Origin of the sequence: Ligaoa zhengdingensis (assembly GCF_014384885.1) — a bacterium.
In the GTDB taxonomy this organism is placed as follows: Bacteria; Bacillota; Clostridia; order Oscillospirales; family Ruminococcaceae; genus Ligaoa; species Ligaoa zhengdingensis.
On sequence record NZ_JACRST010000001.1, the window covers coordinates 25,880 to 50,294 of the forward strand.

Consider the following 24,415-nt stretch of genomic DNA (forward strand, 5'->3'; position numbering starts at 1 on the left):
GGTGGCGGCGATGAAAGCGGACAGAGAAAAGGTGACCCGGCTGTTAAAGACGGCGCGCGGTCAGCTCGACGGAATTCTAAAGATGGTGGATGACGACCGCTACTGCATCGATATTGCAAACCAGATCTTGGCGACCGAATCGATTCTCCACAAGGTCAGCCGTGAGGTGTTGCGGGCGCATATGCAGAGCTGTGTACGCGACGCTGTGAGCGCTGGGGATGACGGAGATAAGATTGATGAAATCCTCGACCTGGTGGATAAAATATCGCGCTGATCGTTCCCTTACCACAATCGAGAAGGGCTTTCGCATTTTCTGGAATTTTTCTGGAAAACTGCGGAAGCCCTTCGGTTGTATTCGCGCAGATTTGTGCATATTATACGGTAATTGCCCTCAAAAGCGGCCGCGATTAAGTTTATTCGCGATTGGCAAAGGTGGCGCAGGAATGGTATACTAATAGAATCGGTAGGTATGCCTACCGTTCCAATTGTGTCAGAAAACGTTTCGGATACAACTCCAAAAGTGGGAGCGTGAACTGGTTTGACCAACAACGAAAAGCGAAGACTTTGTATGGGGTGTATGTCGTTATTGGACGGGGAAGCGGAAAAATGTCCGCACTGCGGATATATGCGTGGAAGCCAGACGTTCAGCAGGGAGTACCTGCCGCCGCGCACCGAGCTGGCGGAACGGTATCTGGTGGGAAATCTAGTCATGCAAAACGGCGAGGGCGCTCTCTATATCGGATATGACCTGGAAGAGGAGCGCAAGCTGCTCATTGGGGAGTATTTTCCGCGCACTTTGTGCAGCCGCAACGAGTCGGACGGCCGGGTGTTGCCCAGATATGGGCGCGAGGCGCAATACAAGGCGCTGATGTACGATTATCTCGAGATTGCGCAGCTATTACAGAAACTTACCGAGAGCGGCAGCAGCGGTTTGGTGCCGGTTTTAGACCTCTTAGAAGCGGGCGGCACGGTTTATGTGGTGTATCGGTACATACAGGCGGTCCCCCTTTCGACTTATCTGCTGGAAAATGGCGGGGAACTCAGCTGGTCGCAGGCTAAACCGATGCTGATGCCCCTGCTTAAGTCGCTGTCGGCGGTACATAAGGCCGGCGCAGTCCACGGGGGAATCTCGCCGGACACTATTTTGGTGGATGCCAAAGGGCAGCTGTGGCTGCGGGGCTTCTCGGTACCTGCTTTACGCACGGCTGAGAGTGAGCTCAATTGCGAATTATTCGAAGGATATGCGGCGCCCGAACAGTATGCAGCCAGCGGATGGCAGGGAACTTGGACAGACGTCTATGGTATTGCAGCGGTGATCTATCGGATTCTCACCGGTACGATGCCGGTATCCGGCGACCTGCGCCGGGAAAAGGATACCCTGTACCCGGCCAATCTGCTCAACAGTTCGGTTCCGCCGGCCATCTCCGAGGCGTTAGATACCGCTATGACGGTTTCGGTTGAGAAACGGATTCAAAGCGTCGATCAGTTGATTGCGCGCCTGTTGGAAACTGCCGCTTCCAACACCACCATATTCGATTCCAAAAAAGCGGGAACGCATACCGAATCTGGCAGTTCGGGCAGCCGCAACCCTTTTTCTAAGCTGCCGTTCCCGTTCCGCGTGATGATTTTGACGATGATCCCGCTGCTTGCGGTGATGCTGCTTCTCTACTTTCTGGTTGTGGAACCGACGCTCAATCCGTCCTCATCGTCCGAACCCGCCAGCCTGTCCGAGAGCTCGTCGGCGAGCGAGCCGTCGTCCGAACAGGATTCGACGCCACAGGACGTCGGCGTGCCTGATTTTACTGGGCAGTTTGCAGATCGGGTGATCAACAATGGTGAATATACCCAAAAGTATGAATTTATTCTCAAGGAGGAGTACAACGACGAGACGCCGAGCGGCGTAGTCTACGATCAGTCCCCCAAGAAGGGGACGCCCATGCTCAACAAGGGCTCCATTATTTTGTATGTCAGCAAGGGCTCGCAGAAGACCAAAATGCCTTATTTGATCGGAAGCACGCTGGAATTGGCGGCTCGTACTTTGGATTCCATGAATATCTACTATGATGTGGTGATTGAGGAGGACGAGAATGCAGTTGATCCGCCGTTGATTAACCGCACCAGCTTGGAGCCCGGCTCCGAAGTGCTCAAGGAACAGGATGTCGTCTATCTGTACATTGCACAGAAGCCGGAGCATTCCTCAGAAGAGGACGAAGAAAACTAGCCAAAAGACACCGGTAGATGACGCCGCACAGTCGTGTAAAACGGCTGTGCGGCGTTTCTGCCTTTAAAAAATTCAGCAAAAAAAGCGCCCCTCATATGAGGGGCGCTTTGATAGGACTGGATCAGAATCAGTCGCTCACATAGGGCAGCATCGCCAGATGACGGGCGCGTTTGATGGCCACGGTGAGCATCCGCTGGTGGCGGGCGCAGGTGCCAGTCACACGGCGGGGGATGATCTTCGCACGCTCAGAGAGATATTTTCTCAGCTCGGCGACATCTTTATAGCTGATGGTCTCAGCCTTTCTCTGACAGAACGCGCAGACCTTTTTGCGGCCTTTTCTGACGCGGTTCGGTCTTTCCGGTCTTTCATTTCTTTCCACGGTACAAACCTCCTTTAAAATAGGTTAGTTGCCAAAATCACAGATTAAAAGGGGAGATCGTCGTATCCGTCGACCTCTTGGAAGTCTCCGACATCGCCGTTGGAATAGGCCACGCCGGTATCCGCAGCGGGGGCCGGTGCGGCAGGCGCAGCGGGAGCGGCATAGGTGCCGGACGGACCGTCGGGACGCGTGCCCTCCACAAAACTGACATTGTCGCAGACCACTTCATAAGCTCTGCGTTTGTTGCCTTGCTTGTCCTCGTAGCTGCGCACCTGCAAACGCCCTTCCACCAGGATGGGTTTACCCTTGGTGAAATAGCGCGAAACAAACTCAGCGGAGTTCCTCCATGCGACACAGTCGATAAAATCGGCCTGCCGTTCCGCACCCTTGGTGAAGGGGCGGTTTACCGCGACGGTAAAGGAGGTCACGGAGATATTGTTTGGGGTCTGACGGAGTTCGGGATCAGCGGTCAATCTACCCAGCAAAATGACCTTATTCACCAGTTATACACCGTCCTTCCCTTACTGCTCGTTCTCTACAATCAGGGAACGGAGCACGCCGTCTGTGATTTTGTACACACGATCGAGCTCAGCGGGGAACTCAGGGACGGATGTGAAGTTGATGACGTAGTAATAACCCTCGGTCTCATCCTCGATGGGGTAGGCCAGTTTGCGCTTGCCCCAATCCGCCTCGTTGTCGATCGTACCGTTTTCGCTGATCAGCGCTTTGAACTTTTCGATGAGAGCGGCAACAGCCTCCTCACCATCCTTCGTGTTGAAGATTGCAACGGTCTCATAGCTTCTTTTGATCTCTGCCATTTCAATACACCTCCTTATGGACATTAGGCCCCGTTAAGACGGAGCAAGGATCGTCGTTATCCCGTTCCGAAGCGCAGAACAGGACAATAACAGATTAATGATAGCACATTTTATTGGATAAGTCAATTACAGATGCCATATTTTGTGCAAACTTCCGCCAAATATCGCCGGAAATCCTCTCCGACCTCGGGATGCTGCAACCCGACCTCGACGATTGCCTGCAAGATGCCCAGCTTGTTGCCCATGTCGTAGCGCACGCCTTCATATTCCACACCGACCATGCCCTCGATGACCGCAAGCTCGCGCATGGCGTCGGTGAGTTGGATTTCACCGCCCGCGCCGGGGCGCAACTGCTCCAGGATTGGGAAGATTTTTGCCGGAAGCACGCAGCGGCCCAATATGGCGTAGTTGGAAAAGAGTTGGTCGATCCGGGGCTTCTCCACCATATCGGTGACGCTATAACAGTTCCCGTCCAGGTGTTGGGTCTTGAGGGAACAATACTTCAAAATTTGGTCGGTAGGCACTTCTTTGATCCCCACGATGCCGAGCCCATATTTTTCGTAGGCCTCGCAGAGCTGGCCACAGGCCGGGCGCTCGCCGATGATGACGTCGTCGCCGTAGAGCACCGCGAAGGGATCGCTGCCGACAAACGCCTTGGCACAGTAGATCGCGTGCCCCAGGCCCTTGGTTTCCTTTTGGCGGATATACTGGATGTTGGCCAAATTGGAGATTTCCACCATCTCCCGGTAAACCTTTTCCTTTCCGGAGGAGAGCAGTTTTTGTTCCAGCTCCGGGGCGCGGTCGAAGTGGTCCTCCACCGTGGTCTTGCCGCGGCTGGTGATAATCAGGATGTCCTCAATGCCCGACTTGACCGCTTCCTCCACAATGTATTGGATCGCAGGCTTGTCCACAATGGGCAGCATCTCTTTGGGCATCGCCTTGGATGCGGGCAGCACACGGGTGCCCAGACCGGCTGCCGGGATGACAGCTTTTTTAATTTTCATCGGTTGCGTTCCTCCTGTCAGCTTTAATTGATGCCGAATCGATAACGGGTACGCGTCAGATGGTATAACCGTAACGGTTTATAAGGAACAGAACATAAAAAGAAAACACCAGGAACAGGACGGCGATCAAGGCGATGACTGCGATGCGGTTGGTGCGTCCGCCCGCGGCGAGGGCCTTCACGTAATCGCTTTCGGGGAGATCCTGACAACGTTTTTTGATCTCATGGACGCGATCCACCACAAAACGAAAATAAAATTTGTTGGCAAATACGCCGGCGACGAGGCACAGGGCCATATAGACGTAGTGGAAAATTTGCGAAAGCATCAACAGGTTGTCGTAACCGGAATTGATGACCGGCACACTGCCGTACAAAAAGCTTTGCATCCAATCGGGAAAGATGTAATAGAGCAGCAAAAGGCGGGGCAGCATATTCAACAGGAAGAACACAAGCAGGATGGCCCCCACCTTATACATTTTGCGGTGGAAAAAATAGAGGAAATTGAAGATCACCGCCGAAAGGTTGATGTTGAGGAACGGCTGCTGCATGTCGATCAGTTTGAAGCGCGGCAGATAATACATCGAGTTCTCCCCGACAAACTGGGAGATTTCCTTAACGGTCACCCCGCCGAGCTCATCGTCGGGGGCGATACCGAATTCCTTCGCCTGCTCGCGGTGCTCTGCATCCACAACCGGCTGATAACCGCCGGAGGGGCGCTCAAAGTTTTTGCGGTAATCGGGCGGGGCGGTTCCAGTGTCCGGCATTTGCACTGGGGGAGCTACTTGCGGCCGCACATCCGTCGACGCATCCGATCCAGCCGGCCGCTGCCAGACCATGCCTGAGGCGTGCTGTTCCGCAAAGGCGCAGCTCCCGTGTGCAAGATAACACTCCCGGTGGTGCGGTGCGCCGCAGTCGGGGCAGACGACAATGTCGTCGTCCGAAGTTAGAGGCTTGCCACAGACCGGGCAGGGCGCACCCCTGTATTGATCCATCAAAATAGATTACCTCCCATGTATACCAATATCCCTATTATAGTATATTCCCATGAAAAAACCAATAACAAAAATAAATCAGTTTACAAATCTTCCCGGATAAGATAGAATAAATAGGTAAGTGCCCGCACATCTTTGTGTGTGGAAATATGCGGTATTTTGCACCGCATCTGAAATTTTGAAACCACTGGAGGATAGAACATTCATGCTGGAATATGATGAACTCCGCTTGAAACTGGAGGGCTTGCAGCCGCAGATCGAGGAGCTCGCGGCTGCGATTGGCCTGGAGGGCCTGCAGCAGGAGCTGGATGAGCTGCAGCAGCGGGCGAGCGCGCCCAATTTTTGGAACGATATGGAGAACTCTTCCAAGGTGTTACAGCGGACCCGCCAGATTGAAAACAAGATCGGCGCCTATACTGCGCTCAAAGATCAGTGCGAGGATGCGCTGACTATGGTGGAGATCGCAAACGAAGAGGGGGACCTCTCGGTGTTGGACGAGGTCAAGGCTTCGGTGGAAAAGATCGAGACCGACTTGGAAAATGAAAAGCTCTCCACGCTGCTCACCGGCGAGTACGACGCGAACAACGCGATTCTCACGTTCCACGCGGGTGCGGGCGGCACCGAGAGCCAGGATTGGGCGCAGATGCTTTACCGCATGTACACCCGCTGGAGCGACCGGCATGGCTTCAAATACCGCATCCTCGATTACCTGGAAGGGGATGAGGCGGGGCTCAAAAGCGCCTCCATCATGGTGGAGGGCTTGAATGCTTACGGATTTTTGAAATCTGAAGCGGGGGTGCATCGCTTGGTGCGCGTTTCCCCGTTCGATGCGGCCGGCCGCCGCCACACCTCTTTTTCCTCGCTCGACGTCATGCCTGAGCTTTCGGACGACGTTGAGGTTGAGATTAATGAAGAGGATATCCGCATGGAGGTCTACCGTTCCTCCGGCGCGGGCGGCCAGAAGGTCAACAAGACTTCGTCAGCGGTGCGCTTGATCCACATCCCCACTGGGATCGTGGTGTCCTGCCAGAACGAACGCAGCCAATTCCAGAACCGCGATATGTGTATGAAAATGCTGCGCGCCAAGCTGGTCGAGATCAAGGAGCGCGAACACCTCGAGAAAATTTCGGATATCCGCGGGGATCACAGCGCGATCGCATGGGGCAGCCAGATTCGTTCCTATGTGTTCATGCCCTACACCATGGTGAAGGATCACCGCACCAGTTTTGAGACGGGCAACATCCAGGCGGTCATGGACGGGGATCTCGACGGCTTCATCAACGCCTACCTCAAAGCCTCCAGCCTGGGGGAACTCAATAAGCAGTAACGAAGGGCGCGATACAAAATTCTTATCAATGGCGCTGCTTTCTGAATTTTTTCAGAATATTTGACAGAATGCGTTCTCCTGAGTATTATGGAATTAATCCTACAATTAAAATAGGAAATAAAACGCCGCCGGCGGTATCACCCCAGATTCCGGTGGCATAGAATAAGCTGGAGGAGAATTGAATGATGAAGATTGCACAACATCTATATGATCTGATTGGAAATACCCCGCTGCTGGAGTTGAGCGCTTATGAAAAGACCTGCGACGCAGGGGCAAAAATTGTAGCAAAGCTGGAATCGTTCAATCCGCTTTCCTCCGCGAAGGATCGCATCGCCCTCGCGATGATCGAGGATGCGGAGCAGCGCGGCCTCCTCAAGGAGGGCAGCGCGATCATCGAGCCAACCAGCGGCAACACCGGCATCGGGCTGGCCTATGTGGGTGCGGCAAAGGGGTACCGCGTCATCATCGTTATGCCCGACACCATGAGCGTGGAACGCCGGATGCTGATGCAGGCGCTGGGGGCTGAATTGGTGCTCACCGAGGGCGCCAAGGGGATGAGCGGCGCGATTGCCAAGGCCAAGGAGCTGTCAGACCGGCTTCCGGGTTCCTTTATTCCCGGCCAGTTTGTCAATCCGGCTAACCCGGCTGTCCACTGCAAAACCACAGCGGAGGAAATCTGGCAGGATACTGACGGCAAAGTGGATATCTTCGTGGCGGGCGTGGGCACCGGAGGCACGGTCAGCGGCGTCGGCCAGGGGCTCAAAGCGCACAATCCTGCGGTTCATGTTGTGGCGGTTGAGCCGTCCGATTCCCCGGTACTGTCCGGTGGAAAGGCCGGTCCGCACAAGATTCAAGGCATCGGCGCAGGCTTTGTGCCGGATATCTATGACGGCGGCGTCGTGGATGAGATTTTACAGGTGACCGGCGACGAGGCGTTTGCTGCTGCGCGTGCGGTTGCCAAACAGGAGGGCTTGTTGGCGGGGATTTCGTCCGGAGCGGCGCTCCATGCGGCCGCTGTATTGGCGAAGCGTCCGGAGAACGCCGGGAAATTGATTGTGGCCTTGCTGCCGGACACCGGTGAGCGGTATCTCTCCACCGGGCTGTTCACATCAAAGGCCGACAACGCTTGATCTTTTTAGTTTTATATGGTAAAGTAAATGTTAGATTGCTAAATTGCGGCGAGCAGGAAGAGTAGCCCGTATGCGGTGCAGCAGAGAGGGGACATGATCCGCTGAAAGTGTCCCTGGCGCGGCGGCGGGGGAAGTGCACCTGGGAGCAGCCGCGCCGAACGGCAAAGGCCCGGTAGGCGCGGACGTAGGCCGGCGTTAACGGCAAAAATGAGTCCCAATCAGAGTGGAACCGTGGCAGAAATTGTCGCCTCTGTGTCCGTGCCGGTCGCGCGGATGCAGGGGCGTATTGTTTTAGAGAGGAGATTTTGACATGTTTCGAGGGTTACGTAAAGATATCCGAGCGATTCGGGAACGCGACCCGGCGGCTCGCAGCAGCATAGAGGTGCTTCTTCTCTATTCGGGGCTGCACGCCTTGATGTTCTACCGCGTATCGCATTGGTGTTATACCCATAAGTTGTTTTTTCTTGCGCGCTTGATCTCGCAATTCGCACGTTTTCTCACTGGTATCGAGATCCATCCCGGAGCAAAGATTGCGCGCGGTGTGCTCATCGATCACGGCGCGGGCGTGGTGATCGGAGAGACTGCCGAGGTGGGCGAGGGATGCACCATTTATCAGGGGGTTACCCTGGGCGGTACAGGCAAGGACAAGGGAAAGCGACACCCGACGTTGGGGAAAAATGTGATGGTCGGCAGCGGCGCCAAAATTTTGGGGCCGTTTACAGTGGGGGACAACGCCAAGATCGCTGCGGGCGCGGTGGTGCTTGAGCCCATCCCTGAGGACGCCACCGCTGTGGGCGTGCCGGCGCGTGTGGTGCGGCGGGGCAACAAGAAGGTCACCGCCGACCTGGATCAGGTGCATATCCCCGATCCAGTGGCGCAGGAGCTCTGCAAAATGCGCTTCCAGATGGAACAGATGGAAAGACGTATCCGCGAGTTGGAACAGGAAAAGGAACAAACGGCCGGCGCGGCTGTATCCGCGCAGCCGTAAAACTGAAAACGGCCGGTGCAACAAAAACTGCACCGGCCGTTTTCAGTTGGAAAAATTCACAGAAGGATTATTCGAGATCGACAAGGAAGTCCGCCAGGATATCAGAGATGTGATCCGGAGAGAGCTGAAGCCTGTGGCAGCGCTGCACCAAATCTACGACTGTGGCCTCTTCGGTGGAGATGTCGGAGACAAAGAAGAGCAGTCGTTCCGGTACGAGATTGCCTGACCACGCCTGAATCCCGAAACTTTCGTATTCTCCAAGTTCCGGGGAAACAAGCTGCTCTTTACGGGCAAGGTAATGGTAGTACATGCACTTATACCTCGCTTTTTAGAGAATCCAAGCCAACATCCAAGACGGCAGCAATTCTAATAGCAACTGACAAGGACGGATTGACGCGCCCCATTTCTACATCTTGATAATGCCTGGTGCTGATATCTGACAGCTCAGCGACTGTCTTTTGCGTCATTTGAATACTGATTCGTTTTTGATAGATGATATCTGAAAACTTACCAGGAATAGACATATTCATATCACCTCTTCAATAGCGTTTAAACCAAGACAAGAGGCGAAAAAACGAAGTATAGTTCATGTTGTAAGATATTACCAAACATTTTTGCCGTATTTGTCATATAATTTATCTGTATTTTGGCGAAAATTAGAAAATAATACAGAAAAATGTCGAGTCAATAAAACGAAAAAATAGCTAGCTTCAATCATGACCATTCCAATGTTGCGGGTCGTAAACACACCGATGAAGATCCCATATACTGGAATAAATCACTGATTAGGAGGATTTCTGGATATGAATTATCTTCGATCCACAGACGGGACAAAGATTGCGGTCTATGAATGGAATCCCTGGGGGAAAGAAACGGTATTTTTGGTGCACGGCTGGCCGCTATCGCATAAAATTTACGAGTACCAGGTGGAGCTGCTGGTGAATTTTGGATATCACATGGTGGCAATCGATTTACGCGGCTTCGGCCGATCGGATGCCCCCGCTTTTGGCTATGGATATGACCAGATGGCGGAGGATATTTATCAGGTGGTCTGCGCGCTGCGGCTACAGAACTTCACTTTGGTCGGATTTTCCATGGGCGGTGCGATTGCTCTCCGCTACATGCGGATCTTCCGCGGCTATGGCGTGAAAAAGCTGATCCTATTGGCGGCTGCGGCGCCCAGTTGGACACAAAGGCCGGGGTATCCATACGGGCTGACCAGGGAATCTGTGGATCAATTGATCGAATTGGCCTCCACCGACCGGCCGCAGCTATGCGAAAATTTTAGCCGCCAGCTCTTTGCCAGCCCACAGACTGAGGCTGCGATCGACTGGTTTCGGCAGATTGCGCTCTCTGCCTCCGGGATCGGGACGATTCAAGCTGCAATTTCTTTGCGTGACGAGGACGGCAGAGCGGATTTGTGCGCGGTCCATGTGCCCACAGCGATCATTCACGGGGCGAAGGACGAGGTGGTTTCCAATGATCTCGTGCGGATTCAGCACGAGGAAATCGCGGATTCTCAACTTTATACGCTCGAAAACAGCGGACACGGCATTATGTACGATGAGCTCGAAGCGTTCAACCGATGCTTTTTACATGCGATGTGTAGCTGAGTCAGAAAAGAAAAGAAAAGGGCGCTGTCCGCGGCAGTATGCGGCAGCGCCTTGTTGTTTTTAGAGGTGTTGTAGGATAACCTGATAGGCCTGCGCCAGTTCCTCAAAGGGCATCCGGCAGTTGGCTGGACTTGGAGAGGGCAGGTAGATGGGCGGGTGTGAAGAAGAAAAAGCGGAGAGCTTGGTGTAAAGTTTGGTTGCGGCAGCGCCGGTGGTATAAACTTGCTCGATCCTTGCGACTTCAAAGATGGGGGAGAAGTCGTTGGGCAGCGGATTGCGGATGCTGCTGTCGCTCGCACCCACGATGTCACAGCGTGCGAGCACATCCCAGAGTGCGATTTTCCGTTCGAGCAGAAAGGCGCGCTTTTCCTCGGTCGTGGTGGGAAGCGGCGAGCCGAATACAGCGGCCAGCACCCGCCAAAACCGGTTTTGTGGGTGTCCGTAGTAAAAGCCCACCTGTCGGGACTGCGGAGAAGGCATGGAGCCAAGAATCAGGACGCGGGAATGCCGGTTGTAAACCGGCGGTAGGGTGTGAAAGATTGTTTCCATCAGAATTCGATTTTCTTCGGTTGTCCAAGGCTGATTCCGCTGAATACGATCGCAGCAGCTCCCGCCAGTACAGCGACAATTCCAAGGATCAAGCCAGCAACTGAGAATCCTTTTTTCATCCTGATCACCTCACATCCAAAGCAATAAAGTTAGTATACACCGCTCTTCCCCTTTGGGCAAGGTGGAATTTGTCGTGCAAACAGAACGCGCCCGCTGCACCGTCGCAGCGAGCGCCTCTTTGCAAAGATAAGTTTAGAACATCGGTACGACAGCACCCTGGAAGGTCTCCTCTATGTAAGCCCGCACTTCGTCGCTCTGCAGCGCTGCAACCAGCGCTTTGAGATCTTCGCGGTTCTCGTCCCCGTTGCGCACGGCGAGGACGTTGGCGAAGGTCGCGCCGAGCGAGTCCTTACCTTCGATAGCAATCGCGTCGCTGGCGGCATTCAGGCCGGCCTGGATCGCATAGTTGCCATTGATGACAGCGAGATCCACATCCTGAAGGGAGCGGGCCAATTGCGCCGCTTCAATCTCCTGGATCTTCAGGCCGTGGGGATTGTCGATGATATCCTGAACCGTGGCCTTCAAACCGGCGTCGGGGTCGATGGTAATGAGGCCTTGGTCCTCCAGCAGCGCCAGCGCACGCGCTTCATTGGTGGTATCGTTGGGCACCGAGATGGTCGCGCCGTCGCGCAGCTTGGCGAGCGAGGTGGTTTTGCCGGGGTAGATGCCGAACGGCTCATAGTGGATCGCGGCCATTGAGATCAGATCGGTGCCGTTCTCCGCGTTGTAGTCCTCCAGATAGGGAAAATGCTGGAAGTAGTTGGCGTCCAAAGTTCCGTCTGCCAGCGCGACGTTGGGCTGAATGTAGTCGGAGAATTCTTTGATCTCCATTTTATAGCCTTGCTTTTCCAAAACGCCCTGGGCGACCTTGAGAATCTCCGCATGGGGTGTCGGAGAAGCGCCGACCACAATTGTATTTTTGGATTTTCCGCAGCCGGCCAGCAGCGAGAGGGACAGTGTGGCAACCAAAAGAATGGATAAGAGCTTTTTCATAGTCTTCTAACCTCCAGTTTTTTGTGGAACCAGTGGATCTGCCCACCGGCTCCCAGTTTAAAGTCGTTTATCGGTAGTGCGGGCAATTTTCATGCCCACCTCCTGGAACAGCTGCACAATGATGACCAAGAGTACAACTGTAACAAGCATGATATCGTCCTCATAGCGGTAGTAGCCGTAGTTGACCGCAATGCTGCCCAGTCCGCCGCCGCCTGTAAAGCCGGCCATCGCTGAGTAACTGAGGATGGTGGTGATGGCGATTGCGCCGTTGATAATCAGGGTGGGCTTCGCTTCGGGGAGCATCACCTTCCAGATGATGTCCATCGTTGAAGCGCCCATCGACTGCGCGGCCTCGATTACTCCGCGATCCACCTCCTTGATGGAGGACTCGACCAGGCGCGCGATGAAAGGGGCGGCCCCGATAACCAGCGGCACAATGGTGGCGGTGGAACCGATTGTGGTGCCCACCACAGCGCGTGTAAACGGCATGACGAAAACCAAAAGGATCAAAAAGGGAACCGAACGAAATACATTGATGACAAAACCGAGGATGCTGTTGAACACGGGGATGGGATGGATTCCGTCCTTATCGGTGACCACCAGCGCAACCCCCATGGGCAAGCCGAGTATGTAGGCGAGCAGGGTGGAGCACAGGATCATATACAGCGACTCCAACAAACCGACGCCGATCATCTGCCAGGTGCTGGCCTCAAACAACATAATTGTCCACCTCCTCTACAGTGATGCTTTCGCGTGAGCGCAGATAGGACAGAATCCGTTTGGCGGCAAGAGGGTCGTCGGGGAGCTGGATGACGATCTGACCGAATGCGCGCCCATCGATATTTTTAGTATCGGCAAACAGGATGTTGACCGGCTCCCGACACTCCAGAATCATGCTCGCGACCACAGGCTCAAAGGAGGAGTTGCCGTCGAACACGATGCGGCAGCAGTGCTTATGGTCCACAAAGTCGTCGATCGGCTTGCCCTCCTCGGGATAGACCAGCTTTTTCGCCGCCTGCGACTGGGGATTGGTGAAGATATCCTCCACATTGCCCACCTCGGCGACGTGGCTGTCCGCGATGATTGCCACCCGCTGGCAGATCTCCTCGATCACCGCCATCTCGTGGGTGATCACCACAATGGTGATGCCCAGCCGTTGGTTGATATCCTTGAGCAGAGCGAGAATGGAGCGCGTGGTGGTGGGATCAAGCGCACTGGTGGCCTCGTCGCACAGCAGCACCTTGGGGTTGGTGGCGAGGGCGCGCGCAATGGCGACGCGCTGTTTTTGTCCACCTGAGAGCTGCGCCGGGTAAGCGTTGGCCTTGTCGGATAGCCCAACCAGCTCCAAAAGCTCCAGCGCGCGCTGCCGCGCCTGCGCCTTGGGAACGCCGCACAGCTCCATGGGGAAACAGATATTGCCGACGGCGGTGCGCTGCATCAGCAGATTGAACTGCTGAAAGATCATCCCCATCTGTTGGCGGGTTTTGTTTAGAGCCGCACCGCTGAGAGTGGAGAGATCCACGCCCGCAAAAAGCACCTTGCCGCTTGTGGGCCGCTCCAACAGGTTGATGCAGCGCACCAAGGTGCTTTTGCCCGCCCCGCTCATACCGATGATTCCAAAGATTTCGCCGCTGTTGATCTCCAGATCGATATGATCCAGAGCTGTGACGGCGCTGTCCTTGCTCTGAAAAGTTTTCCCCAACCCCTTCAATTGGATCAGGGGAGTAGTCACGCTCATAACATCCCTGCTTTCTCGCTTAATGGTTCCATAGAACGTTTTCTATCATACCATATTTTTATATTCAGGTACAGGGGAGAGGAGGAGCCCCCGAACATTTTGTCGAAGTTGTATGAAAAAAGGCAACAAAAAATCCGGGGGCCGCATCGACAGCAACTCCCGGACACCATTGTGACAGAATAATAATTGTTATGCATCTACAGGCCGAAAAGGCATGGAGGCACGACAAATAGTCCCGCACAAAAGATGTGTCCGGGAGTAGAACATTCGGCCGCAACGGAAATTGTTGCGCAGCAACTGCGTAAAGTAGTTCTTCATATCGAGTGCCTCCTTTCCTGGGCGGTTTTATTTTATAGAGAGTATAGACCTCCGAATCCAGTTTGTCAATAAATTTTTAAAAAATTTTCCTTCGTGACGAGCAATTACCGGCAATATCGGGTGAAATGAAACCGCTCATTGTAGGTTTTTTACAAACTGTTCATTGAATGATTGTACAGAATGTGGTAGACTGTATCATATGTTTCAGCCGAGGTGAGTCCCTCGTTTTTTCAGTAGATACTGGTTTGTTTCAAGTGTGCGCTTGATTGTCGCGCCCGGATGGCAGGGGCGCGCGTCTCAAATCGGTATTCCGGCGGCCCTCAGCGCCGCGCGGCGGAGAAAAGCCGATGATGCGCATGCCGGTGACGAAACAAATCTATCAGTGAAAAGAGGAACCCAATGAATCCAACCCCATTTATACAGCTCCATATTCGTCCTGAAATCATGCGTGCCATCGAAGCCATGGGCTTTGAGAACGCGACCGACATCCAGGCGCAGAGCATCCCACTCATTCAAAACGGTTACGATGTGATCGGCCGTTCCCAGACAGGCACCGGAAAAACTCTGGCGTTCGGCATCCCGGCAATCGAGAAGGTCGAGACCGGGGAAGGGAAGCCCCAGGTGCAGGTGCTCATCCTGTGCCCCACCCGTGAGCTCGCCATGCAAGCATGTGAGGAGATCAAAAAACTCGCACAGTTCTTACCGGGCATCCGCACCGCCGACGTCTACGGCGGCGCGCCGATGGACCGCCAAATTCTCAAACTCAAACGAGCCAACGTTGTGGTCGGCACACCCGGCCGTGTGATGGATCACATGAGACGGCGGACGCTCAAGCTCGACCACCTCAAGATGATCGTGCTTGACGAGGCGGACGAGATGCTCTCGATGGGCTTTCGCGAGGATATCGAGACCATTTTGCAGGACACGCCGGACGACCGGCAGACCATCCTGTTTTCGGCCACCATGCCGCCCGCGATTCTGGCGCTCACCAAGGAGTACCAGAAGAACCCGCAACTTGTGGAGATCGACAAGAAGCAGGTGACGGTTGAAAACATCGAGCAGTATTTTTACGATGTTCCGATGGGGCGCAAGATGGACGCGCTCAACCTGATTTTGCGCTATTACAACCCCAGCCTCGCTATGATCTTCTGCAACACCAAATCGATGGTGGATGAGATCGCCGCATTTTTGACGAAGCAGGGCTTCAACGTGGAAGGGCTGCACGGCGACATGAAGCAGAGCCAACGCACCAAGGTGATGGAATCCTTCAAATATGGAAAGACCAGCATTTTGGTTGCCACTGATGTGGCCGCGCGCGGCATCGATGTGAACGATATCGATTACGTCATCAACTACGACATCCCGCAGAATGCGGAATATTATGTTCACCGCATCGGGCGCACCGGCCGCGCGGGCAAGTCGGGCGCCGCCATCACCCTGTGCAGCGGACGGCGGCAGGTGGAACAACTGATGTTCACCGCCCGCGTCACCAAGTCGAAGATCGTGCGCTGCGAGATCCCCAATGCCGGGCAGATCCGGCAGAAGATGGCCGAACAGCAGATGCAGCAGATCGAAAACCTGCTGCACGAAAAGGGCGAACTGGCCTACAGCGACCTGGTGGAACGGCTCAACGAGAAGGGCTTTGCGCCTGAACTGGTTGCCGCCGCGCTGATGGAGCTGCACTTCGGCCGGCCTGACCTCGAGCTCAGGGAGATCAAGGCGAACAAGGCGCGCATCCGCACCGATGGTGCCCCTTCGGGTTATTCCAAAATTGTGCTGGGGATCGGCCGCTCCAGCCGGGTCGCCCCCAACCATATCGTGGGCGCCCTCACCGAGCGCACCGAACTTGCGGGGCGTGACATCGGCAAAATCGAAATTTACGACGACCGCAGCATCGTGGGCATCCCCACGGATGCGCTCGAATCGACGATAAGCGCGATGCATAACAGCAAGATCTGCGGACGGCCGATCACCGCCGCAGCTTACGAAAACAGGGGGCGCGGCGACCGCGCCCCGCAGCAGCGCCGCGATATCCGCAGTCCGCGCACCGCGGAAAAGGATTACCGCAAGCTGCCGAGCAAAAAGCGATACCACAAGCCGCGCGGATGAGTGCGGAGCAAAAGAGCCGCCCCACGGAATTGTTCCGTGGGGCGGCTCTTTTCAGCGGTTGCGCACACTGGAGGTCCCATGCTCGCGCAGGTAGGTCGCTTCCAAATCCGAGAGATGGAGTTTGACCGCCAGCGGGTATTTGTCGTAAGCCTGGCTGATCGCAAATCCGCCCGCCTTGGCGGTGTCGTCAAACCCGCCCATATGCCAGCGGACAGCCATCGCTTCGCTGGTCGAGAGGCGCACGAAGCGCTCGATCAAAAAGACGCTCTTTTCGCCGTGGCCGTAGGGAAACACATCCTCGATGCTGTAATAGGGCTGTTTTTCCCATTGGCCGGTCTTTTCATTTTTGACGTTTCGGCTGGACACCTTGTAAAACTGCGCCTTGCACAGATCGTGCAGCAGGGCACAGAGCGCAAAGCTTTCGGCGCTGTCCTCCTCCGGGTCAAAATGCTTTTCCATCATCACCTCGTAGACGTTGACGCTGTGCTGCACCAGGCCGCCCTCGCAGGCGCAGTGGAACTTGGTGCTGGCGGGTGCGGTGAAGAAGTCTGTCTTCAACAGCCACTCCAGAAGGCGGTCGCTGCCCTCGCGGTGGATATTTTCTTTATAGTAGGCGAGAAATTTGTCCTTGTAGCTGATTTCTTCCATGTTGACACCTCATTATTTTGTTGTAACCGGTCGCACCGGTCTGAATTTCTCCTGTCATTATATCATATCCCGCGAAAAAATGCGAATTTTGGAAAAAAGGGAACTTTCTCCTGCTTGACAGCGGAGGAGCTTAATGTTAAACTATATTTAGAAAATTTTCTAAATATCTAATACGAAGGAGGGGTCCCATTGAATGACATCTGGAGGGCGCTGTCCGATCCGACGCGCCGCCAAATTTTAACCCTGCTGCGGCGTGAGAACCTCACGGCGGGGCAGATCGCGGACCACTTCGATATGACAAAGCCTTCGATCAGCCACCATTTGAATGTGCTCAAGCAGGCCGGCCTGGTCGACGCCGAAAAGCAGGGCCAGCGGATCGTCTACTCGATCAACACCACCATCCTTCAAGATTTGATGGGGTTTTTGGCCGGCTTAACCCGTCCGGGGGGAGATTCGACCGGAGCGTAACTTCTTATTTTTGCTGCCCGCTTGCCGGGCGAGGGAGGCGTTTTTGATGAAATTTAACCGGATTTTTTGGCCGGTTGTGCTCTGCAACCTTTTGGCCCTATTTGCGGTGATGTTCACTCTGCCCGAGCAGGTGCCGGTTCATGGCAATGCTGCCGGCGTGATCGACGGCTGGGGGCCGCGCTGGACAACGCCGCTTCTGGGCTTTCTTCCGGTGCTTCTGCTGGGAGGAACGATGCTTTACCGTCACCTGACGCGTGACAATCCCAGGATTGCGCGCAACCGCAGGGTGGAACAGATCGTATTTTCTGTCCTCATCCTGTTTTTCCTCGTGATTTCGTGGTTCCCGATGGTTATGGCGCGGATGGGTGCGGACGACCGGCTGTCAGTCGAACTGCTGGTGGGCCTGCCGTTGGGCGTTTTGATGATTGTGATCAGTAACTTTATGGGGGTCATCAAGCAGAACCGCTTTTTGGGTGTCCGCACCAAATGGACGTTATCCAACGAAGAGGTGTGGCGGCGCACCCACCGCCGGGCGGCGTATTGGGGGCTCGCAGCCGGTGTGACGGTGATTGCGCTCTGTCTGACCGCTTATTTTACAGGGCGGATGGTTGTTGCCCACGCCGGGTTGATTGCTTCTGTCCTGATGATCGCGCTCGTGCCGACTGTGGACTCCTGGCTGATCTACCGGAACGTGATAGGGGAGGAAAGACGCAAATCTTGAGACGAAAACGGGAGTTTGAAAGTGAAAGAGGTTTTAATGCCGATATTTTCGCGGAAATTTGGTAAAATAAACTTGACTGGGAAAAAACTCTGTGGTATTATAAATAGGCCGCATGTCACAGGCTAGAAGTATGCCCTTTTTCAGAGATGGGGGATGGCGTCGCCTGTTATCAGCGAGACTGAAAGAAAGAGGCTTGTTTCATTATGTACGCAATCATTGAAACCGGTGGCAAGCAGTATCGCGTCCAAGAGGGCGATGTTGTTTTCATCGAAAAACTGAATGTCGAAGCCGAAGAAAAGATTAACTTTGAAAAAGTAATCGCCGTCGGCAAGGAAGACGGCCTGGTTGTCGGTTCCCCTTATGTCGCGGGCGCCACAGTCGCCGCGAAGGTTGTAAAGAACGGCAAAGGCAAGAAGATCACTGTTCTCACCTACAAACCTAAGAAGGACTCCAAGAGAAAGATCGGTCACAGACAACCTTATACCAAGGTTGAGATCGAAGCAATCTCGCTGTAAGGGGACAAACCCGACATGATAACGGCGAAGTTTCGTTTTGAAAAGGGGCGTTGTAGCGCATTTGCGGTTTCGGGTCACGCGATGTTTGCTGACTTTGGACAGGATATCGTGTGTGCAAGCGTGTCATCGGCCCTTCAGCTCACTGTCAACGGGATCACCGAGGTGTTGAAGCTCCCCGCGGATATCTGGGTAGCGGAAAACGAAATTTCTCTCAGCCTTTCCGGGCAGCGGCATCCGGCGGCCGACCCGATGTTGTCCGCTTTTTATCTTCAGATGCAATTGCTCGCGGAGGATTACCCGAATCATATTCAATTGATTACTTCGGAGGTGTAACGATATGTTAAGAATCAGTATGCAGTTTTTCGCTCATAAAAAGGGCGTTGGTTCCACCAAGAACGGCCGTGACTCCGAGTCCAAGCGGCTTGGTGTGAAGCGTGCCGACGGTCAGTTCGTTCTGGCTGGCAACATTCTCGTTCGTCAGCGCGGTACCCACATTCATCCGGGTGTGAATGTCCGCCGCGGTTCCGACGACACCCTGTTTGCCACGGTGGACGGCAAGGTGAAGTTCGAGCGCTGGGGCAAAGACCGCAAAAAGGTCAGCGTCTACGCGGAACAGTAATTGAATCAGAATAAAAAATCCCGAGTGTAAACTCGGGATTTTTTACTTGATGGGCCGGGTAGAGAGCTGCGTGGATGAAGCCGCAGCTTTCGGGAAATGCTAAAGAAGTATTCACTCGCGCATGGCGTGTCCGGCAGAGCATGGGGGAGATATTCCCAGGAAGGTGAATGGTCATGGCAGCATTTGTAGATACCGCAAAAATCAGGATCAAAGCGGGCGACGGCGGAGCTGGAGCTGTGTCGTTTCATCGGGAAAAATATGTTGCGGCGGGCGGCCCGGACGGAGGCGACGGAGGACGCGGCGGCAATGTGGTGTTTCAGGTGGACACCAATCTCTCCACATTGGTGGAGTTTCGTTATAAAAAGCGTTATTTCGCACAAAACGGGGCGCCCGGTGCGGGCAAACGCTGTTCGGGTAAATCTGCGCCCGATCTCGTCATCAAGGTGCCGATGGGCACGTTGGTCAAGGAGGCGGAGACCGGCCGTATCCTTGCGGATCTTTCTTCCCACGAGCCCCAAGTTGTGGCGCGCGGCGGCAAGGGCGGATGGGGAAACACCCACTTCGCCACTCCGACCCGACAGGTGCCACGCTTTGCAAAACCGGGCCTGCCCGGCGAGGAGTTTGAGGTCACGCTGGAACTCAAGCTGTTGGCCGATGTGGGGCTGGTGGGCTTCCCGAATGTGGGCAAGTCCAGCCTGATCTCGGTGTGCAGCGAGGCGAAACCGGCCATCGCGAACTACCATTTTACCACGTTAACCCCGGTGCTGGGCGTGGTGCGGGTGGATGAGACCAAATCCTTTGTGATGGCCGATATCCCAGGCCTCATCGAAGGTGCATCTGAGGGAGTCGGGTTGGGACACGAGTTTTTGCGCCATGTCGAGCGCTGCCGGCTGAATGTGCATGTGGTGGACGTTTCAGGCATTGAGGGACGCGACCCGGTTGAGGACTTTGAAAAGATCAACCTGGAGCTGAGCAGCTTCAACGAGGAGTTGGCGGGCCGCCCTCAGATTGTCGCCGGCAACAAGTGCGACCTCGCCACTGAGGAGCAGATCGTGCGCTTCCGGGATTATGTGGAGGGCAAGGGACTGCGCTTCTTCCCGATCTCCGCCGCGACGCGGCAGGGGGTAGATGCGCTGATCTATGCGGTTGCGCAGTTGCTGGACACCCTGCCTCCGATCAAGGTATATGAGAAAGAGGAGCTTCCGCTCTCCGCGTTGGAGCCCAAGGACAAGCGTGCCTTCACAGTGACGGTGCAGGATGGCGTCTATCTGGTGGATGCCGATTGGCTTGCGCCTGTGCTCGGTTCGGTCAACATGGATGACTACGAGAGCCTGCAATATTTTCAGCGGGTGCTGCGCAACAGCGGTATCATCGATAAGCTGGATGAAATGGGGATACAGGACGGCGACACGGTGAGCATCCTCGACTTTGAATTTGATTATGTAAGGTGATGACATGCTGGAATGTGCAAAACCCTCCTGTCCCCCCAAACAGATGAGCCCGTTGACGCTCGCCTTTTTGGGCGACGCGGTCTATGAGTTGCTGATGCGAGAGCGCATTGTCGCCTCGGGCAGCATGCCGCCAAATAAGCTGCACCGCAAAACGGTGGAACTGGTCAACGCTTCCTTTCAGGCACGGGCCTGTGATGTCATCGCCGGAACCCTTTCCGAGGAGGAAGCGGATATCCTGCGGCGCGGGCGCAACAGCAGCGGCGTGCATCCGCCAAAAAATGCCGATGTGCAGGATTACCGCAAGGCGACCGGATTGGAAGCGTTGATCGGATATCTGTATCTGGCAGGGGATCTGGAGCGGATTCACACGCTTTTGGGACTGATTTTAAAGGAATTATCTCCAGCGGAATAGAGAAGAGGAAGAGGGGGAGAAGCTGTGCAGAAACGGATGAGCAGCCAGTTCAGAGTCCTGCTGATCGACCTGCTGTTCGATCTCATGGGGTCGGCCGTCTATGCGGTAGGGGTGCACATGTTCACCGCGCCTAACCACATTGCTCCGGGCGGGGTCACCGGTATCGCCACGCTGGTCAATTATCTGAGCGGCGCGCCGATCGGCACAGTATCCCTTCTCATCAATATCCCGCTGGTTGGCCTGTCTTACTATTTTTTAGGCCGGTCCACCACAGTAAAAACCCTCAAAAGTGTCCTGGTTATGTCGGTGGTGCTGGATATTATGGTGTTCTTTTTGCCGCCGTACACAGAAAATCCACTGTTGGCCGCGCTGTTCGGCGGCGTCGGCATCGGGGCCGGACTGGCGCTCATTTTTATGCGCGGTGCGACCACCGGCGGTACCGACATCGTAGCCCGGCTGCTCCAACTCAAATTTCCGTACCTGCCGATCGGCCGCGCGATGCTGTTTGTAGATGTCGTGGTGCTGGCGGCATCCTCGTTGGTGTACCGCCAGTTGGAGTCCGCACTTTACGGACTGATTGCGATTTTTGCTTGTTCGCGTGTGCTGGATTCGCTGCTTTACGGACTGGATGTGGGCAAGATGGTGCTGGTGATCTCGGAAAAGAGCGAGGAGATTTCCAAACTTATCATCAGCGACCTGGATCGCGGGGCGACGCTGCTGGCAGGACGCGGGGCATATTCGGGACAGGACAGATTTGTGGTGCTCTCTGCGGTACGAAAGAATCAGTTTTACCGGTTGAAACAGCTGGTCCATGAGGCCGACCCCAAGGCATTTGTCATTGTGGCGGAGGCGGGCGAGATCATGGGCGAGGGGTTCAAACCGATCCACGACAATACCAAATAACAGTAGAAAAAGGCCGCTGCAGAATTTCTGCGGCGGCCTTTTTTACCGGCAGCATCGACACTGCAGGCAAAAATGAATCCAAATGAAAGGCGAAAGGGCTTTTAGTAGTTGGAGTTTTCAGCTTTGTTGGAGTTACGGTTGGAAGTCTTGTTGGAGGAATTGTTGGTGTTGTTGTTAGTATTGTTATTAGAGGAGTTCTGGTTATTGTTCTGAGAATTCTGACTGTTCGAGTAGTTGCTGTTCTGGTTTTTCTTATTATCAAAATTTTTAGCCATTTTTATCACCTCGCTTCACAAATAGTATCTGTTGAGTGTCAGTGCTTTATGCGAGGCAGCATGGAAATTTGAACTACAAATATTTTGAAATTTTACATTTTAATAGGCGGCAATAAATTTTTACTGGTTGGGCAATGAAAGAAAAAAGGATGGAACAAAGCAGAGTTATCCGCTTTGTTCCATCCTTCTATAACGGAGCAATTTTATTTGCTAAAATAGCGGGTGAGCAGACCCTGAAAGCCGCAGCCGTGGCGGGCTTCGTCCTTGCACATCTCATGTACCGTGTCGTGGATGGCATCCAAGCCGAGCTCCTTTGCGCGAGTAGCCAGCTGTTTTTTACCCTCGCAGGCGCCGTTTTCAGCCGCAACGCGGAGCTCCAGGTTTTTCTTGGTGTCCGCAAAGACCACTTCACCCAGCAGTTCAGCGAATTTCGCGGCATGTTCGGCCTCTTCGTAAGCGGCCTTTTCGTAGTACAGACCCACTTCAGGATACCCTTCACGATGGGCCTGGCGCGCCATGGCGAGATACATACCGACTTCGGTGCACTCACCGGTGAAGTTCATTCTCAGACCTTCGACGATCTCGGGATCAACGCCGGCTGCCACGCCGATGCGGTGCTCATCCGCCCAACTCATACCGGTGCCGCTTTTCTCTTCAAACTTAGAAGCAGGAGCGTGGCATTGAGGGCAAGACTCCGGGGGTTCGTTGCCGACATGGACATATCCACAGATGGTGCATACATAAGTTTTCATAATTAAATTCCTCCACAAATTGAATTTACTTTACCAATAATAATAGGAACTGTTCTTGTTATTAATATACCATATTAGTACACGAATTGCAAGAGCTAATTTCAATTTTTTTGATTTTTTCTTTCAGATTTAAAATAATGATATCGTAAAAAAGCAGTAAAATAAGAGATTCTGGAAAAAATCGTGGAAATATAGTAGAATAATAAGCAGGAAGAGGTGAGAGGATGGGTACAACCAATAAAATTTATCTCGATCATGCGAGCACTTCCTATCCCAAGGCGCCCGGAGTAGCCCCGCGGATGTGCGAATATTTGGAGCAGGTAGGCTGTAATGTCAGCCGAGGGGAATATGAAACCGCCTACGACGCAGCTGAGGTGGTGTTTAACGCGCGCGAGCGCTTGGCGCGGCTCTTTAACTTTCCAGAGCCTCACAATGTGATCTTTACCTCAAATGTCACGACCGCGCTGAACCTGGTCATCAAAGGTGGATTCCATGCGGGGGATCACTTGCTGGTCAGCGCAATGGAACACAATGCGGTGATGCGCCCGCTCACTCAGATGTTGGAAGCGGGCGTCACATTCGACCGCATTCCTTGCGACGAATCTGGCGAGCTGCAATTGGAGTGCATCGAGTCCCTGATCCACCCCAACACCCGTGCCGTTGTGATGTTGCATGCCTCCAATGTCAGCGGCACCCTCTATCCTGTCGAGCAGGTGGGGCGAATCTGTCACAAACATTCCCTGCGGTTTGTGGTGGACAGCGCACAGACTGCAGGTGTTTTTCCCATTGATATGGAGGGCATGTACATCGACGCACTGTGCTTCACCGGCCACAAAGGGTTGCTTGGTCCACAGGGGATCGGCGGGCTGCTTATCCGCGAGGAGTTCGCGCGGGAAATAACCCCGCTGATCTCTGGCGGGACCGGCAGTTTTTCCCATCTGGAGACGGTGCCTGAGCTGCTGCCTGACCGCTTTGAGGCGGGCACGCTGAACCTGCCGGGCATCTACGGACTGAACGCGGCGTTGGAATATTTGGAGCGGATCGGAATCGATTCGATTCGCACCAGGGAGCAGGAGTTGGCTGCCCGTTTTACGGCGGGAATGGAGCGATTGCCGGGCGTAAGGGTGGTCGGTTCGCATGACGCACATCAAAAGGCGGGTATCGTGTCGCTCGATTTTGGGGGACGAGACAATGCAGAGCTCTCTTTTCTATTAGATAGCGAATACGGCATCATGACGCGCTGCGGGCTCCACTGCGCACCCAATGCGCACAAAACTTTGGGCACCTATCCCCAAGGGACAGTGCGATTTTCGGTGGGATACAGCAACACCGAGGCGGAGATCGACTTTGCGGTGGAAGCCCTGCACAAACTGCTGAAGGATTGAGTGAGAACGATGGGTGTACCTCACGGCT

30 protein-coding genes are annotated in these 24,415 nt (G+C 54.4%); 16 read left to right on the top strand and 14 right to left on the bottom strand.

The features are described 5' to 3' along the window. The first annotated feature begins 10 nt into the window (after positions 1 to 10). Positions 11 to 274 (top strand): metal-sensing transcriptional repressor, encoded by a 264-nt coding sequence (locus tag H8711_RS00130; protein WP_249281500.1) that lies wholly within the window; start codon positions 11 to 13, stop codon positions 272 to 274. 264 nt (positions 275 to 538) lie between these two features. Next, positions 539 to 2,221: a PASTA domain-containing protein gene (locus tag H8711_RS00135; RefSeq protein ID WP_249281501.1), complete on the top strand. Its 1,683-nt coding sequence runs from the start codon at positions 539 to 541 to the stop codon at positions 2,219 to 2,221. A 127-nt stretch (positions 2,222 to 2,348) separates the two neighbouring features. Here the strand turns inward: H8711_RS00135 and rpsR are convergent, their stop codons facing one another. The 5 genes from rpsR to H8711_RS00160 all read right to left on the bottom strand — a co-directional run bounded on the left by rpsR (position 2,349) and on the right by H8711_RS00160 (position 5,413). After that, entirely contained in the window at positions 2,349 to 2,600 is a 252-nt protein-coding gene (rpsR, locus tag H8711_RS00140) for a 30S ribosomal protein S18 (protein ID WP_249281502.1), read from the bottom strand. Positions 2,601 to 2,644: 44 nt separating this feature from the next. Next, on the bottom strand, positions 2,645 to 3,100 hold the full coding sequence (locus H8711_RS00145) for a single-stranded DNA-binding protein (protein WP_343253202.1): 456 nt from the start codon (positions 3,098 to 3,100) through the stop codon (positions 2,645 to 2,647). Positions 3,101 to 3,121: 21 nt separating this feature from the next. Continuing rightward, positions 3,122 to 3,418: a 30S ribosomal protein S6 gene (gene rpsF, locus H8711_RS00150; protein WP_249281503.1), complete on the bottom strand. Its 297-nt coding sequence runs from the start codon at positions 3,416 to 3,418 to the stop codon at positions 3,122 to 3,124. Between the two features lie 122 nt (positions 3,419 to 3,540). Then, positions 3,541 to 4,422, bottom strand: coding sequence for a UTP--glucose-1-phosphate uridylyltransferase GalU (gene galU, locus H8711_RS00155; protein ID WP_249281504.1), 882 nt, complete (start codon positions 4,420 to 4,422; stop codon positions 3,541 to 3,543). A gap of 55 nt (positions 4,423 to 4,477) precedes the next feature. Continuing rightward, entirely contained in the window at positions 4,478 to 5,413 is a 936-nt protein-coding gene (locus H8711_RS00160) for an RING finger protein (RefSeq protein ID WP_249281932.1), read from the bottom strand. Positions 5,414 to 5,618: 205 nt separating this feature from the next. Here H8711_RS00160 and prfB point away from each other — a divergent pair, with 205 nt between their 5' ends. The 3 genes from prfB to cysE all read left to right on the top strand — a co-directional run bounded on the left by prfB (position 5,619) and on the right by cysE (position 8,858). Further along, positions 5,619 to 6,740: a peptide chain release factor 2 gene (prfB, locus tag H8711_RS00165; protein ID WP_249281505.1), complete on the top strand. Its 1,122-nt coding sequence runs from the start codon at positions 5,619 to 5,621 to the stop codon at positions 6,738 to 6,740. 182 nt (positions 6,741 to 6,922) lie between these two features. After that, the gene (cysK, locus tag H8711_RS00170) at positions 6,923 to 7,870 is read left to right on the top strand and encodes a cysteine synthase A (protein ID WP_283245787.1); all 948 of its coding nucleotides are present in this window, start codon (positions 6,923 to 6,925) and stop codon (positions 7,868 to 7,870) included. Between the two features lie 310 nt (positions 7,871 to 8,180). Next, positions 8,181 to 8,858 carry a serine O-acetyltransferase gene (cysE, locus tag H8711_RS00175; RefSeq protein ID WP_249281506.1) on the top strand — a complete coding sequence of 226 codons (678 nt, stop codon included), beginning with the start codon at positions 8,181 to 8,183 and terminating at the stop codon, positions 8,856 to 8,858. A gap of 67 nt (positions 8,859 to 8,925) precedes the next feature. Here cysE and H8711_RS00180 read toward each other — a convergent pair whose 3' ends face one another. Both H8711_RS00180 and H8711_RS00185 read right to left on the bottom strand, forming a co-directional pair. After that, on the bottom strand, positions 8,926 to 9,168 hold the full coding sequence (locus H8711_RS00180; RefSeq protein ID WP_249281507.1) for a DUF6514 family protein: 243 nt from the start codon (positions 9,166 to 9,168) through the stop codon (positions 8,926 to 8,928). Positions 9,169 to 9,172: 4 nt separating this feature from the next. Then, positions 9,173 to 9,388, bottom strand: coding sequence for a helix-turn-helix transcriptional regulator (locus tag H8711_RS00185; RefSeq protein WP_249281508.1), 216 nt, complete (start codon positions 9,386 to 9,388; stop codon positions 9,173 to 9,175). Positions 9,389 to 9,661: 273 nt separating this feature from the next. On the opposite strand from H8711_RS00185, the gene H8711_RS00190 reads away from it, so the two are divergent. Then, complete coding sequence (locus tag H8711_RS00190) at positions 9,662 to 10,471, top strand: alpha/beta fold hydrolase (RefSeq protein ID WP_249281509.1); 810 nt, start codon at positions 9,662 to 9,664, stop codon at positions 10,469 to 10,471. A gap of 60 nt (positions 10,472 to 10,531) precedes the next feature. Here the strand turns inward: H8711_RS00190 and H8711_RS00195 are convergent, their stop codons facing one another. The 4 genes from H8711_RS00195 to H8711_RS00210 all read right to left on the bottom strand — a co-directional run bounded on the left by H8711_RS00195 (position 10,532) and on the right by H8711_RS00210 (position 13,811). After that, positions 10,532 to 11,020, bottom strand: coding sequence for a DNA-deoxyinosine glycosylase (locus tag H8711_RS00195; protein ID WP_249281510.1), 489 nt, complete (start codon positions 11,018 to 11,020; stop codon positions 10,532 to 10,534). 252 nt (positions 11,021 to 11,272) lie between these two features. Continuing rightward, the gene (locus H8711_RS00200) at positions 11,273 to 12,073 is read right to left on the bottom strand and encodes a MetQ/NlpA family ABC transporter substrate-binding protein (RefSeq protein ID WP_249281511.1); all 801 of its coding nucleotides are present in this window, start codon (positions 12,071 to 12,073) and stop codon (positions 11,273 to 11,275) included. A gap of 57 nt (positions 12,074 to 12,130) precedes the next feature. Next, positions 12,131 to 12,790, bottom strand: coding sequence for a methionine ABC transporter permease (locus H8711_RS00205; RefSeq protein WP_425515986.1), 660 nt, complete (start codon positions 12,788 to 12,790; stop codon positions 12,131 to 12,133). Beyond that, positions 12,783 to 13,811: a methionine ABC transporter ATP-binding protein gene (locus H8711_RS00210; protein ID WP_249281513.1), complete on the bottom strand. Its 1,029-nt coding sequence runs from the start codon at positions 13,809 to 13,811 to the stop codon at positions 12,783 to 12,785. Before H8711_RS00210 ends, H8711_RS00205 begins: the two co-directional genes overlap by 8 nt. A gap of 717 nt (positions 13,812 to 14,528) precedes the next feature. Between H8711_RS00210 and H8711_RS00215 the strand changes: the two genes are divergently transcribed. Then, positions 14,529 to 16,238: a DEAD/DEAH box helicase gene (locus H8711_RS00215; protein WP_249281514.1), complete on the top strand. Its 1,710-nt coding sequence runs from the start codon at positions 14,529 to 14,531 to the stop codon at positions 16,236 to 16,238. Between the two features lie 51 nt (positions 16,239 to 16,289). Here the strand turns inward: H8711_RS00215 and H8711_RS00220 are convergent, their stop codons facing one another. Continuing rightward, positions 16,290 to 16,886: a hydrolase gene (locus H8711_RS00220; protein WP_283245788.1), complete on the bottom strand. Its 597-nt coding sequence runs from the start codon at positions 16,884 to 16,886 to the stop codon at positions 16,290 to 16,292. 189 nt (positions 16,887 to 17,075) lie between these two features. On the opposite strand from H8711_RS00220, the gene H8711_RS00225 reads away from it, so the two are divergent. From H8711_RS00225 to H8711_RS00260, 8 genes are all read left to right on the top strand, one after another. Then, positions 17,076 to 17,354 carry an autorepressor SdpR family transcription factor gene (locus tag H8711_RS00225; protein ID WP_249281515.1) on the top strand — a complete coding sequence of 93 codons (279 nt, stop codon included), beginning with the start codon at positions 17,076 to 17,078 and terminating at the stop codon, positions 17,352 to 17,354. A 46-nt stretch (positions 17,355 to 17,400) separates the two neighbouring features. After that, complete coding sequence (locus H8711_RS00230; RefSeq protein ID WP_249281516.1) at positions 17,401 to 18,075, top strand: SdpI family protein; 675 nt, start codon at positions 17,401 to 17,403, stop codon at positions 18,073 to 18,075. Positions 18,076 to 18,278: 203 nt separating this feature from the next. Then, positions 18,279 to 18,590 carry a 50S ribosomal protein L21 gene (gene rplU, locus H8711_RS00235; protein ID WP_249281517.1) on the top strand — a complete coding sequence of 104 codons (312 nt, stop codon included), beginning with the start codon at positions 18,279 to 18,281 and terminating at the stop codon, positions 18,588 to 18,590. Between the two features lie 15 nt (positions 18,591 to 18,605). Beyond that, the gene (locus tag H8711_RS00240) at positions 18,606 to 18,923 is read left to right on the top strand and encodes a ribosomal-processing cysteine protease Prp (protein ID WP_249281518.1); all 318 of its coding nucleotides are present in this window, start codon (positions 18,606 to 18,608) and stop codon (positions 18,921 to 18,923) included. Positions 18,924 to 18,927: 4 nt separating this feature from the next. After that, on the top strand, positions 18,928 to 19,209 hold the full coding sequence (gene rpmA / locus H8711_RS00245) for a 50S ribosomal protein L27 (protein ID WP_249281519.1): 282 nt from the start codon (positions 18,928 to 18,930) through the stop codon (positions 19,207 to 19,209). Between the two features lie 173 nt (positions 19,210 to 19,382). Continuing rightward, on the top strand, positions 19,383 to 20,660 hold the full coding sequence (obgE, locus tag H8711_RS00250) for a GTPase ObgE (RefSeq protein WP_249281520.1): 1,278 nt from the start codon (positions 19,383 to 19,385) through the stop codon (positions 20,658 to 20,660). Between the two features lie 4 nt (positions 20,661 to 20,664). Continuing rightward, positions 20,665 to 21,072 (top strand): Mini-ribonuclease 3, encoded by a 408-nt coding sequence (locus H8711_RS00255; RefSeq protein ID WP_249281521.1) that lies wholly within the window; start codon positions 20,665 to 20,667, stop codon positions 21,070 to 21,072. A gap of 24 nt (positions 21,073 to 21,096) precedes the next feature. Continuing rightward, positions 21,097 to 21,975 (top strand): YitT family protein, encoded by an 879-nt coding sequence (locus tag H8711_RS00260; RefSeq protein ID WP_249281522.1) that lies wholly within the window; start codon positions 21,097 to 21,099, stop codon positions 21,973 to 21,975. Between the two features lie 101 nt (positions 21,976 to 22,076). Here the strand turns inward: H8711_RS00260 and H8711_RS00265 are convergent, their stop codons facing one another. Beyond that, positions 22,077 to 22,250, bottom strand: a complete 174-nt coding sequence (locus H8711_RS00265) for a hypothetical protein (RefSeq protein ID WP_249281523.1) — start codon at positions 22,248 to 22,250, stop codon at positions 22,077 to 22,079. Between the two features lie 203 nt (positions 22,251 to 22,453). Further along, positions 22,454 to 23,002, bottom strand: coding sequence for an NADH peroxidase (locus H8711_RS00270; RefSeq protein WP_249281524.1), 549 nt, complete (start codon positions 23,000 to 23,002; stop codon positions 22,454 to 22,456). A gap of 224 nt (positions 23,003 to 23,226) precedes the next feature. Between H8711_RS00270 and H8711_RS00275 the strand changes: the two genes are divergently transcribed. Further along, entirely contained in the window at positions 23,227 to 24,387 is a 1,161-nt protein-coding gene (locus H8711_RS00275; protein WP_249281525.1) for an aminotransferase class V-fold PLP-dependent enzyme, read from the top strand. Positions 24,388 to 24,415: the final 28 nt, after the last annotated feature.

What these genes read in the sequence shown, in the direction of transcription:
- H8711_RS00200 (WP_249281511.1), bottom strand. Translation starts at nt 12,073, where the DNA reads ATGAAAAAGCTCTTATCCATTCTTTTGGTTGCCACACTGTCCCTCTCG.
- H8711_RS00240 (WP_249281518.1), top strand. Translation starts at nt 18,606, where the DNA reads ATGATAACGGCGAAGTTTCGTTTTGAAAAGGGGCGTTGTAGCGCATTT.
- H8711_RS00190 (WP_249281509.1), top strand. Translation starts at nt 9,662, where the DNA reads ATGAATTATCTTCGATCCACAGACGGGACAAAGATTGCGGTCTATGAA.
- H8711_RS00255 (WP_249281521.1), top strand. Translation starts at nt 20,665, where the DNA reads ATGCTGGAATGTGCAAAACCCTCCTGTCCCCCCAAACAGATGAGCCCG.
- H8711_RS00130 (WP_249281500.1), top strand. Translation starts at nt 11, where the DNA reads ATGAAAGCGGACAGAGAAAAGGTGACCCGGCTGTTAAAGACGGCGCGC.
- H8711_RS00185 (WP_249281508.1), bottom strand. Translation starts at nt 9,388, where the DNA reads ATGAATATGTCTATTCCTGGTAAGTTTTCAGATATCATCTATCAAAAA.
- H8711_RS00210 (WP_249281513.1), bottom strand. Translation starts at nt 13,811, where the DNA reads ATGAGCGTGACTACTCCCCTGATCCAATTGAAGGGGTTGGGGAAAACT.
- rpsF (WP_249281503.1), bottom strand. Translation starts at nt 3,418, where the DNA reads ATGGCAGAGATCAAAAGAAGCTATGAGACCGTTGCAATCTTCAACACG.
- H8711_RS00215 (WP_249281514.1), top strand. Translation starts at nt 14,529, where the DNA reads ATGAATCCAACCCCATTTATACAGCTCCATATTCGTCCTGAAATCATG.
- H8711_RS00275 (WP_249281525.1), top strand. Translation starts at nt 23,227, where the DNA reads ATGGGTACAACCAATAAAATTTATCTCGATCATGCGAGCACTTCCTAT.
- galU (WP_249281504.1), bottom strand. Translation starts at nt 4,422, where the DNA reads ATGAAAATTAAAAAAGCTGTCATCCCGGCAGCCGGTCTGGGCACCCGT.
- H8711_RS00160 (WP_249281932.1), bottom strand. Translation starts at nt 5,413, where the DNA reads ATGGATCAATACAGGGGTGCGCCCTGCCCGGTCTGTGGCAAGCCTCTA.
- H8711_RS00265 (WP_249281523.1), bottom strand. Translation starts at nt 22,250, where the DNA reads ATGGCTAAAAATTTTGATAATAAGAAAAACCAGAACAGCAACTACTCG.
- cysE (WP_249281506.1), top strand. Translation starts at nt 8,181, where the DNA reads ATGTTTCGAGGGTTACGTAAAGATATCCGAGCGATTCGGGAACGCGAC.
- H8711_RS00270 (WP_249281524.1), bottom strand. Translation starts at nt 23,002, where the DNA reads ATGAAAACTTATGTATGCACCATCTGTGGATATGTCCATGTCGGCAAC.
- H8711_RS00220 (WP_283245788.1), bottom strand. Translation starts at nt 16,886, where the DNA reads ATGGAAGAAATCAGCTACAAGGACAAATTTCTCGCCTACTATAAAGAA.
- H8711_RS00195 (WP_249281510.1), bottom strand. Translation starts at nt 11,020, where the DNA reads ATGGAAACAATCTTTCACACCCTACCGCCGGTTTACAACCGGCATTCC.
- H8711_RS00230 (WP_249281516.1), top strand. Translation starts at nt 17,401, where the DNA reads ATGAAATTTAACCGGATTTTTTGGCCGGTTGTGCTCTGCAACCTTTTG.
- rplU (WP_249281517.1), top strand. Translation starts at nt 18,279, where the DNA reads ATGTACGCAATCATTGAAACCGGTGGCAAGCAGTATCGCGTCCAAGAG.
- cysK (WP_283245787.1), top strand. Translation starts at nt 6,923, where the DNA reads ATGATGAAGATTGCACAACATCTATATGATCTGATTGGAAATACCCCG.
- prfB (WP_249281505.1), top strand. Translation starts at nt 5,619, where the DNA reads ATGCTGGAATATGATGAACTCCGCTTGAAACTGGAGGGCTTGCAGCCG.
- rpmA (WP_249281519.1), top strand. Translation starts at nt 18,928, where the DNA reads ATGTTAAGAATCAGTATGCAGTTTTTCGCTCATAAAAAGGGCGTTGGT.
- obgE (WP_249281520.1), top strand. Translation starts at nt 19,383, where the DNA reads ATGGCAGCATTTGTAGATACCGCAAAAATCAGGATCAAAGCGGGCGAC.
- H8711_RS00180 (WP_249281507.1), bottom strand. Translation starts at nt 9,168, where the DNA reads ATGTACTACCATTACCTTGCCCGTAAAGAGCAGCTTGTTTCCCCGGAA.